This is a genomic window from Natronospirillum sp. (assembly GCF_022565775.1).
Taxonomy (GTDB): domain Bacteria; phylum Pseudomonadota; class Gammaproteobacteria; order Pseudomonadales; family Natronospirillaceae; genus Natronospirillum.
On record NZ_JAIUMC010000075.1, the window covers coordinates 1 to 15,669 of the forward strand.

The 15,669-nt window shown below is 60.3% G+C and carries 10 protein-coding genes and 1 pseudogene; 10 read left to right on the forward strand and 1 reads right to left on the reverse strand.

What is annotated here, in order from left to right; translation table 11 throughout:
• Positions 1-73: 73 nt before the first annotated feature.
• Entirely contained in the window at positions 74-1,792 is a 1,719-nt protein-coding gene (locus tag LAT62_RS12490) for a proline--tRNA ligase (protein WP_293384309.1), read from the reverse strand.
• A gap of 15 nt (positions 1,793-1,807) precedes the next feature.
• Between LAT62_RS12490 and LAT62_RS12495 the strand changes: the two genes are divergently transcribed.
• From LAT62_RS12495 to LAT62_RS12540, 10 genes and pseudogenes are all read left to right on the forward strand, one after another.
• Positions 1,808-1,978 (forward strand): hypothetical protein, encoded by a 171-nt coding sequence (locus LAT62_RS12495; RefSeq protein ID WP_293384312.1) that lies wholly within the window; start codon positions 1,808-1,810, stop codon positions 1,976-1,978.
• 171 nt (positions 1,979-2,149) lie between these two features.
• Positions 2,150-2,953 carry a TVP38/TMEM64 family protein gene (locus LAT62_RS12500; protein WP_293384316.1) on the forward strand — a complete coding sequence of 268 codons (804 nt, stop codon included), beginning with the start codon at positions 2,150-2,152 and terminating at the stop codon, positions 2,951-2,953.
• The gene (locus tag LAT62_RS12505) at positions 2,950-5,205 is read left to right on the forward strand and encodes a hypothetical protein (protein ID WP_293384319.1); all 2,256 of its coding nucleotides are present in this window, start codon (positions 2,950-2,952) and stop codon (positions 5,203-5,205) included. The genes LAT62_RS12500 and LAT62_RS12505 overlap by 4 nt, the downstream gene beginning before the upstream one ends.
• Positions 5,202-6,491 carry a glycosyltransferase gene (locus tag LAT62_RS12510; protein ID WP_293384322.1) on the forward strand — a complete coding sequence of 430 codons (1,290 nt, stop codon included), beginning with the start codon at positions 5,202-5,204 and terminating at the stop codon, positions 6,489-6,491. The genes LAT62_RS12505 and LAT62_RS12510 overlap by 4 nt, the downstream gene beginning before the upstream one ends.
• 30 nt (positions 6,492-6,521) lie before the next feature.
• Positions 6,522-9,029 carry an endonuclease/exonuclease/phosphatase family protein gene (locus LAT62_RS12515; protein ID WP_293384325.1) on the forward strand — a complete coding sequence of 836 codons (2,508 nt, stop codon included), beginning with the start codon at positions 6,522-6,524 and terminating at the stop codon, positions 9,027-9,029.
• 220 nt (positions 9,030-9,249) lie between these two features.
• Positions 9,250-10,566 (forward strand): hydroxymethylglutaryl-CoA reductase, encoded by a 1,317-nt coding sequence (locus tag LAT62_RS12520; protein WP_293384328.1) that lies wholly within the window; start codon positions 9,250-9,252, stop codon positions 10,564-10,566.
• The gene (locus LAT62_RS12525; RefSeq protein WP_293384331.1) at positions 10,563-11,474 is read left to right on the forward strand and encodes a UbiA family prenyltransferase; all 912 of its coding nucleotides are present in this window, start codon (positions 10,563-10,565) and stop codon (positions 11,472-11,474) included. Before LAT62_RS12520 ends, LAT62_RS12525 begins: the two co-directional genes overlap by 4 nt.
• Entirely contained in the window at positions 11,465-14,053 is a 2,589-nt protein-coding gene (locus tag LAT62_RS12530) for a PEP/pyruvate-binding domain-containing protein (RefSeq protein WP_293384334.1), read from the forward strand. Before LAT62_RS12525 ends, LAT62_RS12530 begins: the two co-directional genes overlap by 10 nt.
• The gene (locus LAT62_RS12535) at positions 14,050-15,147 is read left to right on the forward strand and encodes a DUF3419 family protein (RefSeq protein ID WP_293384337.1); all 1,098 of its coding nucleotides are present in this window, start codon (positions 14,050-14,052) and stop codon (positions 15,145-15,147) included. Before LAT62_RS12530 ends, LAT62_RS12535 begins: the two co-directional genes overlap by 4 nt.
• Positions 15,144-15,669, forward strand: a pseudogene (locus tag LAT62_RS12540) (hypothetical protein); the annotation flags it as partial. The gene LAT62_RS12535 and the pseudogene LAT62_RS12540, both read left to right, overlap by 4 nt.

Genomic DNA, 15,669 nt, shown 5'->3' on the forward strand with positions numbered 1-15,669 from the left:
GCTCCTGCGCATCCATGCGCCCGCGACATTAGTGCATCCTTGCACGTCAGCGCAGGCAAGCCAGCGCCTACAGTTACCGCGCCTGCAACCTCTCAACCGCCTCGGCCAGCGGCCACTCTTCACGATCTTCTGCCCGCCGGTACTTGTATTCGACCTGCCCGGTTTGCAAACCGCGGTCACTGACCACCAACCGGTGCGGTATTCCGAGCAACTCCATGTCGGCAAACTTGACCCCGGGGCTGGTCTTCTTGTCCCGGTCATCAAGCAGCACTTCGTAACCCAGTTCAGTCAGTTCGCTGTAAAGCCTTTCTGCGGTTTCCATCACTTCGGGCGACTTGTGGGCATTCAGCGGCACAATGCCGACCTGGAACGGCGCCATGGATTCCGGCCAGATGATGCCATTGTCGTCATGGTTCTGCTCGATGGCCGCGGCAACGATACGAGACACGCCGATGCCATAGCAGCCCATGGTCATGGCCTGCTCGCGGCCGTTTTCGTCGAGTACGCGGGCACCCAGGGCTTCGGCATACTTGCGGCCCAGTTGAAAGACATGGCCCACTTCGATGCCTTTCTTGATCTGCAAAGTTCCCTGACCGTCCGGGCTGGGATCACCCACCTGTACCGAGCGCAGGTCGGCCACTTCGGGCAGCTCTACATCGCGGCCCCAGTTGATGCCGAACCAGTGCTTGTCGTCTTCATTGGCACCGGCGCCAAAGTCGCTCATCAGGCTGACAGCACGATCAATGATAACGGGGATGGGGAGCTTGACCGGCCCCAGTGAGCCTGGGCCGGCGCCAATGGCAGCACGAATCCGTTCTTCGGAGGCCATGGTCAGCGGTGCTTTTACCTGTGGCAGCTTTTCTGCCTTGATCTCGTTCAGTTCGTGGTCGCCGCGCACCAGCAGAGCGATCAGGCCACCTTCGACCTGGTCCTCCTCCGCTTCCACAACCAGTGTCTTGATGGTTTTCTCGATCGGCATATTGAACTGCTCGACCAGGTGGGCAATGGTCTTGGCGTCCGGCGTCTCGACCAGGCGCAGTTCCTCGTTCGGAGCGGCTCGCTCACCGGCGGGCATGACCGCTTCGGCCATCTCGATATTGGCGGCATAATCACTGCTGTCGGAGAAGGCGATATAGTCTTCGCCGGAGTCGGCCAGTACCTGAAATTCGTGTGAAGCGGCGCCACCCATGGCGCCCGAGTCGGCCAGTACAGGGCGATAATCCAGTCCCAGCCGATCAAAGATACGGCAGTAGGTCTGGTACATGTTGTCGTATTCTTCCTGCAGCGAGTCGTCTGTCAGATGGAAAGAGTAGGCGTCCTTCATGATGAATTCGCGAGCGCGCATCACGCCGAAACGGGGCCGGAATTCGTCACGGAACTTGCTTTGAATCTGATAGAAGTTGACTGGCAACTGCTTGTAGCTCGACAGTTCGTTGCGTGCGATATCGGTAATCACTTCTTCATGGGTCGGGCCGAAAACGAAGTCGCGCTCATGGCGATCTTTCAGGTGCAGCATCAAAGGGCCCATGTCGTCATAGCGGCCGCTTTCCTGCCACAGCTCGGCCGGCTGGACGCACGGCATGAACACTTCCTGTGCACCTGCGCGATCCATTTCTTCCCGCACGATGCGCTCCACCTTGCGCAGCACGCGCAGGCCGGTTGGCAGCCAGGTGTAGAGGCCGGAAGCCAGTTTGCGGATCATGCCGGCCCGCAGCATCAAGCGGTGGCTCACAATAACGGCGTCGGCGGGGGTTTCTTTTACCGTGGCGATCAGATACCGGCTGGCTCGCATGCAGGTGGTTTCCCTATGTCTGTGTTCGAAGTGGCCGGTATTGTACGTCAGTTTTTGCGTACCTTGCCACAGGCTGAACAAGGTCGTCTTGACATAGGATACCGGGAGAAAAAAGAGCAAGCTGCTGCAGGGACGTCATCTGGCGACCCCAACACCGCCAACAAGGCCTTCTGGAATGTCCATTGAACGTCATCAGAAGCAAAGCAGCCTCTGACGGATAGCTGGGTTCGTCGGTGGAGCGAAAAGACCCGCGTAAAATAGCTACCCATGGGCGTGTAGTGACTAAACTATCAACAGGACAGGGAAGTGGGATAACCGGCATTGTCGCCGGTGTGCCTTACCTCACTGGGGTGCGCTATGAAAAGGAGTTTTCCCCGGTCGTCGGCTGGCGGCGTGGCGTCACCGCTGCTTGCCATGGCCACCAGCATCTTTACGGTTGCCGTAATACTGGCCGTGCTGGTTTTTTTCGACGTACATGAATACGTGTTGGTACTCCTGCAGTGGACTGATGCACAGGGGGTATGGGCAGGTATGATGGTCATTGGCCTGCTGGCCGTGATTGTGGTTTTTATCCTTCCTGGTGCTCTGGTAACCACCGGCGCCGGCTTTGTGTTTGGTGTGGTCGAGGGCACGATCTATGTGGTTCTGGGCACCACGTTGGGTGCCACGCTGGCGTTTCTGTTTGCGCGTTATCTTTTCGGGCGTAGAGCCAGTCAGTTCGTGGTCAGTCGCACGCGCCTGCGACTGTTTAGCGAGGAATTGACGCCCCAGGGCTGGAAAATTGTTCTGCTATCCCGGCTGATTCCGTTTTTCCCGAGCAAATTGTCCAACTACTTTTTTGGTCTCACGCCGTTCCGCCTGCGTGGTTACATACTCGGCTCGCTGGTGGGGTTTATTCCCTTCTCCCTGCACAATGTCTATCTGGGCGCCATCGTGGCCGATTTGACCCAGCTCGGGCAGCGCGATGCGCCACGGACCACATTGGAATGGGCGATCTACGCCACCGGTTTCGTGGCGACGGTGATCTCGATCATTTTGCTCAGTCGCATGTCCCAACGCGCCATGGCGCGGTATGAAGAGTCTTCAACGGCTCTTGATGAGGAGTCTTCAAAGGCACCTGATGAGGAGTCTTCAACGGCTCTTCATGAGGACGCATCATGACCTGGATGAAATGGTTGCCCTGGCGATTGGCCATTCGTTACGCCGCGAGAAAACACGGATTTCTTGACCCAGTCGCAGTGCTTGCGCGACTTGAGCGGTTTGCGCAGCCTTCAGAAGTGGGTCAGCCGATCGAATTGCTGCGTGCAGGTGTTGTGTTCCATGCCCGCGGCCTGATCAACAGCCGGGTCATTCAGCACAATCTGGACTGGGTCTGGCCCTATTGGGTGGAACGTCAGTTTGATCCCCTGGACGTGTCCTTTGTGCCGCGGGCGTTTTCAGTGACCCACATCAACCTGACGCACAGAAATTGGACCGCCGTCGGCTACCCGGATGCTACAGAACTGCCTATTGTTGATCCCCGCGGTTTACTGACCCCGTTATTGGACGGCTGGTCGCTGGATGCCTGGGTGCTGGCTGAGGATGGCCGCAGCTTGCTGCCTTCAAGGGCCACAGAATGTCAGCAATACCAGACGTTGACCGACAATCTGACGGTAACCACGGTAACGGAAAAAACCGGATTGATGCTACGCACTCGTGCGTCGGTGGAGTTGGCCGACGGGGAGCCTCAGTGCCGCCTGTCAATTCAAGCCAGTGGCGATGCGGCAGGCTGGTTGGTGCTGGCCCTCCGCCCGCAAAACCCGGAAGGGGTCAGCTTTATCCACCAGGTAAGGTTGGCCGCAGACCGGAGATCATGGTGTGTTGACGACAAACAAACTGTAACTTTCAGTCATGCGCCGTCCCGACACCATGTCTCTGACTACAGTCACGGAGATGTGCATATCCACCTGACGGACCGAGACGACCAGTCAGGTGGTACCTGCGAGGTGGGCATGATTACCGCAGCGGCTCTGTTCCCCATGACGGCAGGGGAAACCTGCAATTTGTCGGTGACGGTGCCTTTGGCGGAACCGTCATCGCCCAATCTTGTCCCGGATGCCTGGCTGGATACTCTGAGTGGATCGGCGCGATTGCAGTGCCCGGACGGGCGCCTGCAATCCCTGTATGAGGCGGCAGTAACCTCACTGGTTTTGCATTCGCCTGGGGACGTCTACCCCGGACCCTATACCTACAAACGATTCTGGTTCCGTGATGCCACCTTTCTGGTGCACGCCATGCTCGCAGTTGGGCTTACCGCGCGGGCTGAACGAGCCCTCATGCAGTTTTTGCCGCGACAGTTGGGGTCGGGGTATTTTCGTTCGCAAGACGGCGAATGGGATTCCAATGGCCAGGTACTTTGGGTGGTCCGGCAATATTATCAGATCACTGACCTGCCCATCCCCAGGCGCTGGCTGACTGCGGTCACAAAGGGCGCTGACTGGATTGTGCACAAGGTGTTGGAGGGTGATACCAAGTCACCTCATGCGGGTCTGCTTCCAGCCGGATTCAGTGCCGAGCATCTGGGTCCCAATGATTACTATTACTGGGACGATTGTTGGGGTGTGGCCGGCCTGCAAGCCGCAGCAGATATTCTGGAAACAAGCGATCCCGTCGCCAGTCAGCGGTTTTCCGACCAGGCCGTGGCGTTTCAGCAGGCCATTGACCGCAGTCTGACCCACTTCGCCGAGCGTCTGGGCCGGCTCGCCATGCCCGCATCCCCTTATCGCCGCCTGGATGCCGGTGCCATTGGATCACTGGCCATGGGCTACCCGACCCGCTTGTGCCGACCGGACGATGAGCGCCTGCTGGACACGGTGAACTTCCTGTTGAGCGACTGCTTTGTCCATGGTGCGTTTTATCAGGACATGATTCACTCCGGGCTCAATGCTTATCTGACCTTGCAGGTGGCGCAAGTGTTGCTGCGTGCCGGTGATGCTCGATATTTCGAGCTGCTGCAAACGGTAGCGGGTCTGGCAACTCCGACCGGACACTGGCCGGAGGCGATACATCCTGCCACGGGCGGCGGCTGCATGGGGGACGGTCATCATGTCTGGGCGTCGGCAGAGTGGGTATTATTGATACGCCAGATGTTCGTGCGCGAAGAGGGGCACTCACTGGTGCTGTGCTCCGGTATCCCACCTGCGTGGCTGGAGCAGGCCGGCAGCATTCGATTTGGACCTGCGCCGACTGTTTTTGGCGTGATTTCACTGCACATCCGGGCACACAATGAGGGGACCGGACATCGCGTCGATTGGCAGGCCAACTGGCATGGTGCCGCTCCTGAACTGGTCATTCACATGCCCGGCCATGCGCCGCTGGTTGCCGATATGGATACCCATCATGTTGTGTTTCCTGCCGGGGGGCGGCGGGCGTGAATATTCTATTGGTCACCAATACCTATTTGCCCCACGTCGGTGGTGTGGCGCGCTCGATAGATACTTTTTCCCGGTCTTACCGTCAGCGCGGTCATCGGGTGATGGTGGTTGCCCCTCGGTTCCCGGACATGCCGATGCGTGAGCATGATGTCTTTCGGGTTAATGCCTGGCAACAGTTCAATGCGTCAGACTTTTCTGTGGCGCTGCCTGTTTATCCCGGACTGAGTGCGGCACTCGACACGTTCAAGCCGGATATCGTGCATGCCCACCATCCATTCCTGCTCGGCATGACCGCATTACGCACGGCACGCTATCGTGACCTGCCCCTGGTGTTCACCCACCACACCCGCTATGAACAATACACTCACTATGTGCCCGGGGATTCACCTGCCCTGAAGCGGTTTGCCATGGCGCTGGCAACTCGGTATGCCAATAACTGTGCCCAGGTCTTCGCGCCCAGCGAAAGCATCGCGGCATTGATTCGACAGCGTGGCGTGACATCACCGATTGCTGTGGTGCCAACGGGAGTCGATATCGAGTTGTTCGCCACTGGCGACGGTCAGGCCTTTCGTCAGCGCTGGGGTATTCCCGGGGATGCCTTCGTGGTGGGGCATCTGGGTCGGCTGGCGCCGGAAAAAAACCTGCAATTCCTTGCCGAATCCATCGCTGAGCTGCTGGTCAGGTTGCCCTCTGCGCAGGCATTGATCATCGGTAGCGGGCCGTCTGAAACTCTGATACGAGCGGTGTTTGCGCAGCATCAGGTGGCTGATCGACTGCACATCGTCGGGGTATTGCAACAGAAACCATTGGCCGACGCCCTGCATGCCATGGACGTGTTTGCCTTCGCCTCGCGCACGGAAACTCAGGGCATGGTGGTGACTGAGGCCATGGCCGCGGGATTGCCGGTGGTCGCACTTGATGGTGCGGGGGTTCGTGAGGTCGTTGCAGATGAAAAAAATGGGCGTCTTCTGCAGGCAGCGGACACCAAAGTGTTCAGTGCCGCGCTGCACTGGGTTGCCGGATTGTCGGGGCGGGGTCGAATTGCTCTGCAGCAGCAGGCCAGAGCCACAGCTGCCCGGTTTTCCCTTGCTCACTGTGCGGATATGGCATTGGATCATTATGCCGCCTTGAGGGAGGCTCGCCACCCTGCGGATGGCAATCAGCGACCGGAGGGTGAAGACATTATGGCCTGGATACGGGGCGAGTGGTCGGTGTTGAAGAGCCTGGCAGAGGCTGGCGATGCGGCCATGGGGTCGGCCAGTATTCAAGACGACAAGGAACCCTGAGAACACGACTCGTCTACCAGGAGCACAGTAATGATTCATCAGATCGAGGTGATGGCTCGACGGCTTCGTCGCGGGTTCAGTCGCAGCCTGTGGCTTTCTCGCCTGTTGCGTCTGTCGGTTTCGAAGGGTGCGCCCAGTCGCCCCGGGTTGATCATGATACAAATTGACGGGCTGGGATATCGCCAATTGCTGCGTGCACTGGATGCCGGTGAATTGCCCTTTTTGCAGCGCCTTGTCAACCGGGAGCACTACCAGCTGCACGATCATTACTCCGGCTTGCCGTCGTCAACACCTGCTGTACAGGCGGAATTGTTCTACGGCATTCGCGGCGCCGTGCCAGCCTTTTCGTTTCGGGACCATAAAACCGGGCAGATCAGGAGAATGTATGAATCGGATGCCGCCGCGCAAATTGAGCAGGGTGCCCGTCATGACTCAGGGGATCCATTGCTGGCCGGAGGGAGCGCATATTCTGACAATTACAATGGCGGCGCCGCCGAACCGCATTTCTGTCCTACCTCCATGGGCTGGGGGGCTGCCCTGCGCGGGGCCAATCCAGTCGTGGTGTTGGCATTTGTGTTGACCAATGCCTGGAGCCTGGTTCGTATCAGTGCACTGTTTGTTCTTGAGTTGGGGCTGTCATTGTTGGATCTGGTGCGAGGAATCTTTTCCGGACAGAGTGCCTGGAAAGAATTCAAGTTTATTCCCACCCGGGTAGGAATTTCCATTCTGCTGCGGGAATTGTGTGTGATCGGTGGCAAGCTGGATATCAGCCGCGGTCTGCCCATTATTCATATCAACTTTCTTGGTTATGACGAACAATCGCATCGACGCGGACCTGAAGCACGTTTCGCGCACTGGGCGTTGAAAGGCATTGATGACGCCATAGCGCGGTTGTGGCATGCATCGCATCGGGCACAGTGGCGGCATTATGATCTATGGGTCTATTCTGATCACGGTCAGGCCAGCGTGACGCCTTTCCATCGGCAGCAAGGGTATTCCCTGCAGTCAGCAGTGAATGACGCCTGGGCAACGCTGTCCGGCCAGGATCCGCCGACTGCTGCACCTGTTGTGGCCGGTATTGAAACCTTGCGGGTCCGATTGCTTGGGTTCCAACGCCTCAGCAGGTTGTTCGCGGTCAAACCGGCGATAGATCGGGCCCCAGCAGCCGGGCAATGGCTGACCACAGGCATGGGGCCAGTGGGGCATGCGTACGCCCCTGGTCCGCTGCATGGCAGGCAACGGCGAGAGATGGCGCAGCGACTGGTTCATCAATACGGTGTCCCGGTTGTACTCATTCCACTGAGAGATGGCGCTGTGGCTGCCTGGACAGTCGAGGGTGCTTACCGGCTGCCGGAGGATGCGGCGGCTCTGTTCGGTGAGGATCATCCGTTCCTTGATTCGCTGGGCGAGGATATGGCCGCACTATGCAACCACCCCGATGCGGGAGAATTGGTCCTGCTGGGCTGGCGAGCCGGAATAAAATCTCTGACCTTTGCCGACGAAAACGGTGCCCATGCAGGTCCTTCGCCGGAGGAGACCCATGCCTTTGCCTTGTTGCCGAAAGATGCTCCGATTGCCAATAATCCGGCCCAATCTACCCGGCAGTATTTGCGGCCGCTTGATCTTCGACAGGCCGCATTGAGACTTCTGGGCCGTCATCAGGAACCGGCGTCAGATCGTTCCATTTTTCACCCCGTTCGCACAGAACGAACCAGGGCCCGGACGCTCCGGGTCATGACCTATAATGTGCACAGTTGCATCGGTATGGATGGCAAGCTCGACGTGGCTCGGATCGCTCGCATTATCGCGCGCGCGCGGCCCGATATCGTGGCCCTGCAGGAGCTGGACGTGGGGCGTGAGCGCAGTGCCGGCATGGACCAGGCCCGCGACATTGCCCGACTGGTGGCCATGGATGTGGAGTTTCACCCGGTGGTGCATATGGAAGGTGAGCGCTATGGTGACGCCATATTGACCCACTGGCCGCTGCGGTTGATCAAAGCCGATGTGTTGCCAGGGATGGCGCGCCATCCAGAACGCGAGCCGCGAGGAGCGCTGTGGGTTACCGTTTCTGTGGGTAATCAGGACATTCAGGTAATCACTACCCATCTTGGGCTGAATGGTGCCGAACGGTCTCAACAGGCGAGGGCGTTGTTGGGCCCGGGTTGGCTGGGCCATATGGATTGCAAGGGCCCGGTCATCGTACTGGGAGACTTCAATGCCCGGCCATCAACCGTGGCCTATCGGCTGTTTACCGGTCAACTGCATGATGCTCAGGTGCTGGCAGAAAACCATCGCCCGCGCGGCACCTTCAGTAGTCGGTTTCCAGGGCTGCGTATTGATCATATTTTTGTCAGTGATGATTGGTCTGTAGGGGCTGTGGAAACGGCCGAGTCCACCTTGGCCAGGGTCGCATCAGACCACCTGCCATTGCTGGCGGAGTTGACATTGATCGAGCAGGTCGGTCAACCCCGAAAAAGAAGCGCCCGCCAGCACCGGGCTGGCGGCGACAAAGCGCAAACGAGCCCGGTAGAGCAATAAATTCGATTGCCATGGCTCGCAAGCCGGCGGTTACCCCGGCCATGGCGATCAGATACCCGCCGATTCGTTTGGCGGCCGGCATTTAAAATCAGTTTTTTACGTACCTTGCCACAGGCAGCAATGTGACATCTTGACAGAGGGCAGTGGGAGGACAAAGATGCCTGAGTTGTCGCAGGGAAGTCGTGCGTCAACCCGATCATCGCCACCAAGGATCAAAGGCATGTCTACTGACCATCATCACGCAGATGCATTTCTGGCTGCGCTGCTGCAAGACAGGGATGCAGATACCCTCAGGGCACGACTGCATCCGGATCTGTCGACGCCTGTAGTACCTCGACTGCCCCGGTCGCCGCGACTCTCACCCGCCATGATAGAGCGCCGCCTCAAGGCCCTGGCCAATGGGGCGGAACTGCGCGAACACCTGCTGGACCCGCATACGGAAGTCCATCTGGAGGCTTACGCTGGCAATATCGAATATGGACTTGGCACAGTAAAGATGCCGGTGGGCGTGGCCGGGCCACTGCGCGTCCGGGGGCTGTTTGCGGGCGGTGATTATCCGCTGCCGCTGGCGACCACCGAGGCTGCGCTGGTGGCGTCCTATCATCGGGGTGCCCTGGCCATCAATGACGCCGGTGGCTGTACCTCGGTGATGATTGACGAGGCCGTCTCGCGGGCGCCGGGGTTTGCCTTTCCATCGGTCAGGGATTCGGGCGAATTTGTCGCCTGGGTGCTGGGTCAGATGGAGGCCATGAAAACCGTGACCGGGCAGACCACCCGGCATGGCAAATTCAAGGGCATGAAGGTCACCATAGAAGGCAACCATGTCTATCTGATTCTGCAGTTTCATACCGGTGATGCGTCCGGCCAGAATATGGTGACCCTGGCCACCGAGGCGATCTGCCAGTTCATTCTGGAAAACAGCCCGGTTACCCCTGACTACCATTTCGTGGAAGCCAATCTGTCCGGGGACAAGAAGGCCAGTGCCCAGTCCTTTACTTCGGTACGCGGGCGCAAGGTCACCACCGAGGTCAAATTGTCCCGCGAGATCGTCGAGCAGCGTCTGCAGACCTCACCAGAGCGCATGACCGACTACTGGCGTTTCTCGGCCATGGGCGGCGTGCTGAGTGGCACCATGGGTGTGCATGGTCACTATGCCAATGGCCTGGCAGCCCTCTATATCGCCACTGGTCAGGATGCCGCCTGTGTGGCGGAGTCGGCTGTCGGCACCACACGTCTGGAACTGACGCCGGATGGCGGACTCTATGCCACGCTGACACTGCCCAACCTGATGCTGGGCACGGTGGGCGGCGGTACCGGCCTGCCCAGCCAGCAGGCCTGTCTGAACATGATGGGTCTGGCGGGCACCGGCAAGGTCCGAGCGCTGGCCGAAGTGGCCGGGGGTCTGATTCTGGCCGGAGAACTCTCGATCATTGCGGCCCTGTCGGCAGGGCATTTTGCCCGTGCGCATCGCAAACTGGGGCGCGAGCGGGGCCAGGAAGACACGGATACCACAACAGGGCAGGGAGGTCAGACATGACCGCTTTGCCCGATGAGTCGGGCCTGACTCTGCTGCAGCGTGGCTGGCGCTATCAGCAAGAGCGTTTCCCGCTGCTGGTCCATGGGCCGCTGATTGCCGTGATGGCGTTTGGGGCGTTTGGCTATGCGGTTTCGTCCGCTGAATTTCAGCCAGATTTATACCGTTATCTTGCTTGTTGGGCCGGACTGCTGGCTTTTTTCTTCCTGCTCCGGGTCGCCGACGAGTTCAAGGATTACGAGACCGACTGCGCGCATCGACCCTACCGGGCCGTGCCGCGCGGGCTGGTCAGTCTGCGCGCTCTGGGCATGGCGGCTGTGGTTGCTCTGGTGCTGCAGGTGGTGCTGGCGGTTGTCGTGGGACTCCAGCTCTGGGGCCCTCTGATCATCGCCTGGATCTGGCTGGGGCTCATGACCCGTGAGTTTTTTGTCGGTGATTGGCTGGAAGCGCGCCCGGTGCTCTATCTGTTCAGTCATATGCTGATAATGCCGCTGTTGATGTTTTATGCGCTGGCACACTTCGGTGCTGTCTCTGTGGCGCAGGTCTGGCCTCTGCTGCCGCTGGCACTGGGGGTTGGCCTGTGTCTCGAACTGGGTCGCAAGATTCGACGCCCGCAGGATGAAGAGGCTGGCGTAGACACCTATTCGGCGCTGTGGGGCCCGAGACGCGCAGCCATGGCCTGGTTCGCGGCGGTTCTGTTTACGCTGTTCTGGCTGGGTTGGGCGTTGCGATTGATCGCGCCACTGTCGCTGGCCGTTCTGGTAATCCTCGCCGGTCTTGGGCTGTCGGTGTTCCTGTTGGTATGGCATGCCCGGCAACCCGACAGTCGGGCCGCCAGGGGCTTTGAAGGCCTGTCGGCAGTATTGATTCTGCTGTCCTATGGTGCGATCGGAGTGACACCATGGCTGTAAAAAAGAGTGGAGCCTCCCGACGCAAGGCGTCGGCCCGTATCTGTCATGCCGGCAAGGCACCGGCTGATCGTCTCGGCGGCAAGGGGCGGGCACTGCAGGTGCTGATGCACGACTTCCCGATACCGGGCTGGTTCGCGCTGATTCCCGCTGCCGGAGGCAACACCGGCAAACCGGTGGTGCCTGACCTGAAAGCCGCGCTGAAACGACTGGATGGCGGCAAGGGTCCTTATGCCGTGCGGTCGTCTGCGCTGGACGAGGATGGCAGCGCCCATTCCTTTGCCGGGCAACTGGAAAGCCACCTCAATGTGGCACCGGATAATGTCGCAGCGGCTGTGGAATCGGTCTGGGCCTCGACGCGTGAACAGCGGGCGCAGAGCTATCGTCAGTTGCGGGGTCTGGACGGCGAAACCGAACTGCCCACGGTACTGGTTCAGCGCATGGTGCCGGCCGAGTGGGCCGGTGTCGCCTTCAGTGCCGACCCGGTCAGCGGGCGTCGTGATCGGGTGGTGGTATCCGGTCTGGATGGTCTGGGCGAGGCGCTGGTATCCGGCGAGCGCAGTGGCGAGACGGTGGTGTTTTCCGGCACCGATCTGCAAGGGTCCCCGGTGCAGGCGACCCCTGATCTAAAGATGCCGCTGTCAGTCGCCCGGGCTGCGGCCGAGTTTGCCATCAAGTCTGAACATCTGACCGGCAGGCCGCAGGATATCGAATGGGCCTGGGCTGAAGGGCAGCTCTGGCTGCTGCAGTCGCGCCCGGTAACCACCCTGACCAATCTGCCCGATCCCGATGGCGCTCCGGTACTTTGGGACAACAGTAATATCGCCGAGAGCTACAGTGGCGTCACCACGCCCATGACGTTCTCCTTTGCGCGCTATGTCTACTCGGGTGTGTATCGGGAATTCTGCCGCCTGCTGCGGGTGCCGGATGCGGTCATTCGTGACGGTCACGAGGCCTTTGACAACCTGCTGGGCCTGGTGCGCGGTCGCATCTATTACAACCTGCTCAACTGGTATCGCTGCCTGGCCATGCTGCCGGGGTTCAAGTTCAACGGCCCCCTGATGGAAAAGATGATGGGGGTGGATGAGGCACTGCCGGATGAACTGATGGCTCAGCTCCAGTTGCCGGCTTTCGGCCGCTGGCGTCGCTGGAGTGATCTGCTGCGCCTGCTGTCCAGCCTGGCTGCCATGGGGTTCCGGCTGTTCCGGCTACCGCGCGATATCCGGCGCTTTCATGTCCGCCTGGACAAGGCGCTGGCCGCTGACACGGTATCCCTGCAACGCCAGCGGCCGGATCAACTGGTGGCGCACTATCGAGACCTTGAGCGCCAGTTGCTGTCGCGCTGGGATGCGCCGCTGGTCAACGATTTCTTTGCCATGATTTTCCATGGCCTGCTGGAAAAATTGTGCGAACGCTGGCTGCCGAATGCGGCCGAACAACAACTGCATAATGAATTGCTGGCGGGCGATACGGCCATCATCAGCACCGAGCCCGCAACCCGGGTAACCGCCCTGGCCGATCAGGCGCGTTCGTTGCCGGCTCTGATCAAGGCCCTGCGGCAGAATTCGGTGCCCGCTATCCGTGCAATGCTCGAAAGCCATCCCGAATTCAGCGCCGAAGTAACGGCCTATCTGCAGCGCTTTGGTGACCGCTGTGTGGAAGAACTCAAACTCGAGAGCCGTACTCTGAACGAGGACCCGCTGCCGCTGTTTCGGGCCATCGGTACCCGGGCAGCGGCGCCTGAACGCACTGATACCTCGGACCCGGGTGCATTGCGCAAACAGGCCGAGCAGGCAGTGGCAAAGCATTTGCGCGGCAAGCCCTTGCGGCGCTGGCTGTTCCAGCGCGTGCTGGGGCAGGCGCGGGCCCGGGTGAGAGAGCGGGAAAACCTGCGTTTTGAACGTACCCGACTGTTTGGTCGGGTGCGACAGATACTGTTGGAACTCGGCAAGCGACTCTATGCGCTGGATCGTCTCGATGCCCCGGAAGATGTCTTCTATCTGGAACTGAATGAAGTGCTGGGCTTTATCGAAGGTCATGCCACCAGCACTGACCTGAAAGGACTGGCCGCGTTGCGAAAGGCCGAGTTTGCGGCTTACCGCGAAGGCCCGGCGCCGGCGGACCGCTTTATGACCCGCGGCGCGGTGCATGTGGGCCACACCTATGAACGAGCGATTCCGGATGGCGATGAAGACATGACGGCCGACCTGTCCGGCACGGGCTGCTGTGCTGGCGTGGTAAGCGGCCCGGTCCGGGTGGTGACGGATCCGCGTGAGGCCACGCTGGAGCCGGGAGAAATACTGGTGGCCGAACGCACGGATCCGGGCTGGATACTGCTGCTCTCCGCCGCGACCGGGGTTATCGTGGAGCATGGCAGCCTGCTGTCGCATGCGGCCATCGTGACGCGGGAACTGGGTGTGCCCTCGGTGGTGGCGGTGCCCGGTGCGACCCGTTTACTGGTCACCGGAGAGTGGGTGGAACTGAATGGGGCCACCGGAGCCATCCGGCGCCTGGCGGAAGATGAAAGCGCCACGGACAACACCCAGGAAGAACCGGCAGCCACCGCAGAGGAGCAGGCATGACCAGCAAAAGCCAGATACAGGATCGGGCCCGTTTCGACCAGATCCGCTATGCCCAATGCTGGGAAGATGCCGACCAGTTGATAGCAGCCCTGCAGGGGCCCTCCGGGCGGACCTTTCTTTCTGTGGCGTCAGCGGGTGACAACAGCCTGGCCTTGCTCACGCTTGACCCGGCACGGGTGCTGGCCGTGGATCTCAATCCGACGCAGCTGCATTGCCTGGAATTGCGGGTGGCGGCCTACCGCCATCTGGATCACGCTGGACTGCTGCGGCTAATGGGGTCCAGGCCCGCCGATGACCGGGCAGCCCTTTATGCGCGATGCCGGGAAAGCCTGTCGGCTGAGTGCGAGGAATGGTGGGACGCCCAGCCGGACTTGATCGCCATGGGAATCGGCGCTGCCGGTCGTTTCGAGCGTTATTTCCGCCTGTTCAGGCAGCGTGTTCTGCCTCTGGTGCACAGTCGCAAGACAGTGCAGGCGCTGCTGCAACCGCGTGACCCGGAGGCCCGGCGGCAGTTTTACGAGCAAAAATGGAACACCTGGCGTTGGCGCCTGCTGTTCCGACTCTTTTTCTCGCGCTGGGTGATGGGGCGTCTGGGCCGTGATCCGGCGTTCTTCCAGCATGTCGAAGGGCCTGTCGCCCCGGTTATACTGGAGCGCACCCGGCATGCGCTGGCTGAGCTGGACCCGTCCGCCAACCCCTATCTGCACTGGATACTCAATGGCACGCATGGTGAAGCGCTGCCGCTGGCGTTGCGTCCAGAGCATTTCGATACCATTCGCAACCGGCTGGATCGCATCGAGTGGCGGCTGGCACCGGTCGAGGCGGTAGCCGAAGAGGTCTCCGGTGTTGATGGGTACAACCTGAGCGATATCTTCGAATACATGGATGTGCCAGCCTACAGCCGGTTACTGGAACAACTGGCCGGGCGCATGAACCCGGGCGGGCGGCTGGTGTACTGGAATCTGTTTGCACCCCGCACCCGACCCGAGGTGCTGGCCGATCTGCTGCAGCCTGAACCCAAGCTGGCGGAGCAGTTGCATCGTCAGGGCAAGGCCTTCTTTTACGGACGATTTGTGGTGGAGACCCGCAAATGATCCAGCCATCCTTGTCAGCGCAGGATTTTGTCTGGCTGCCGGTGCCCTTGCTGGCGCTGACGGCATTGGGCCTGGGCCTGTGGCTGATGCGCCGGCGCCTTGATCTGCATCCGGAACTGCTGCGCAAGGGCATGCACATCGGAACCGGTCTGATCTGCCTCTGTCTGCCCTTGTGGTTTGCCACCCCCTGGCCGGTACTGACACTGGCCGTGGTGGCATTGCTGGCGTTGGTTGGTCTGCGTTTTCTACCGGCGGAGGGCACAGGACTGGCGTCCGTGCTGCATGGGGTGGGGCGCCGCTCGGCGGGTGAGCTGTATTTTCCCTTGTCAGTCGTGCTGCTGTTCCTGTTCAGCGGCGACGAGGTGATATTTTATCTGATCCCGATTCTGGTACTGACCCTGGCGGATGCAGTGGCGGCGCTGGTAGGTCTGCGCTACGGCCTTTCCCGGTACCGGGCGGAAGAGGGCTACAAGAGCGCCGAAGGGTCTCTGGCTTTCTTTCTGGTGGCCTTCATGGCTTCTC

What these genes read in the sequence shown, in the direction of transcription:
- LAT62_RS12490 (WP_293384309.1), bottom strand. Translation starts at nt 1,792, where the DNA reads ATGCGAGCCAGCCGGTATCTGATCGCCACGGTAAAAGAAACCCCCGCC.
- LAT62_RS12495 (WP_293384312.1), top strand. Translation starts at nt 1,808, where the DNA reads ATGTCTGTGTTCGAAGTGGCCGGTATTGTACGTCAGTTTTTGCGTACC.
- LAT62_RS12500 (WP_293384316.1), top strand. Translation starts at nt 2,150, where the DNA reads ATGAAAAGGAGTTTTCCCCGGTCGTCGGCTGGCGGCGTGGCGTCACCG.
- LAT62_RS12505 (WP_293384319.1), top strand. Translation starts at nt 2,950, where the DNA reads ATGACCTGGATGAAATGGTTGCCCTGGCGATTGGCCATTCGTTACGCC.
- LAT62_RS12515 (WP_293384325.1), top strand. Translation starts at nt 6,522, where the DNA reads ATGATTCATCAGATCGAGGTGATGGCTCGACGGCTTCGTCGCGGGTTC.
- LAT62_RS12520 (WP_293384328.1), top strand. Translation starts at nt 9,250, where the DNA reads ATGTCTACTGACCATCATCACGCAGATGCATTTCTGGCTGCGCTGCTG.
- LAT62_RS12525 (WP_293384331.1), top strand. Translation starts at nt 10,563, where the DNA reads ATGACCGCTTTGCCCGATGAGTCGGGCCTGACTCTGCTGCAGCGTGGC.
- LAT62_RS12530 (WP_293384334.1), top strand. Translation starts at nt 11,465, where the DNA reads ATGGCTGTAAAAAAGAGTGGAGCCTCCCGACGCAAGGCGTCGGCCCGT.
- LAT62_RS12535 (WP_293384337.1), top strand. Translation starts at nt 14,050, where the DNA reads ATGACCAGCAAAAGCCAGATACAGGATCGGGCCCGTTTCGACCAGATC.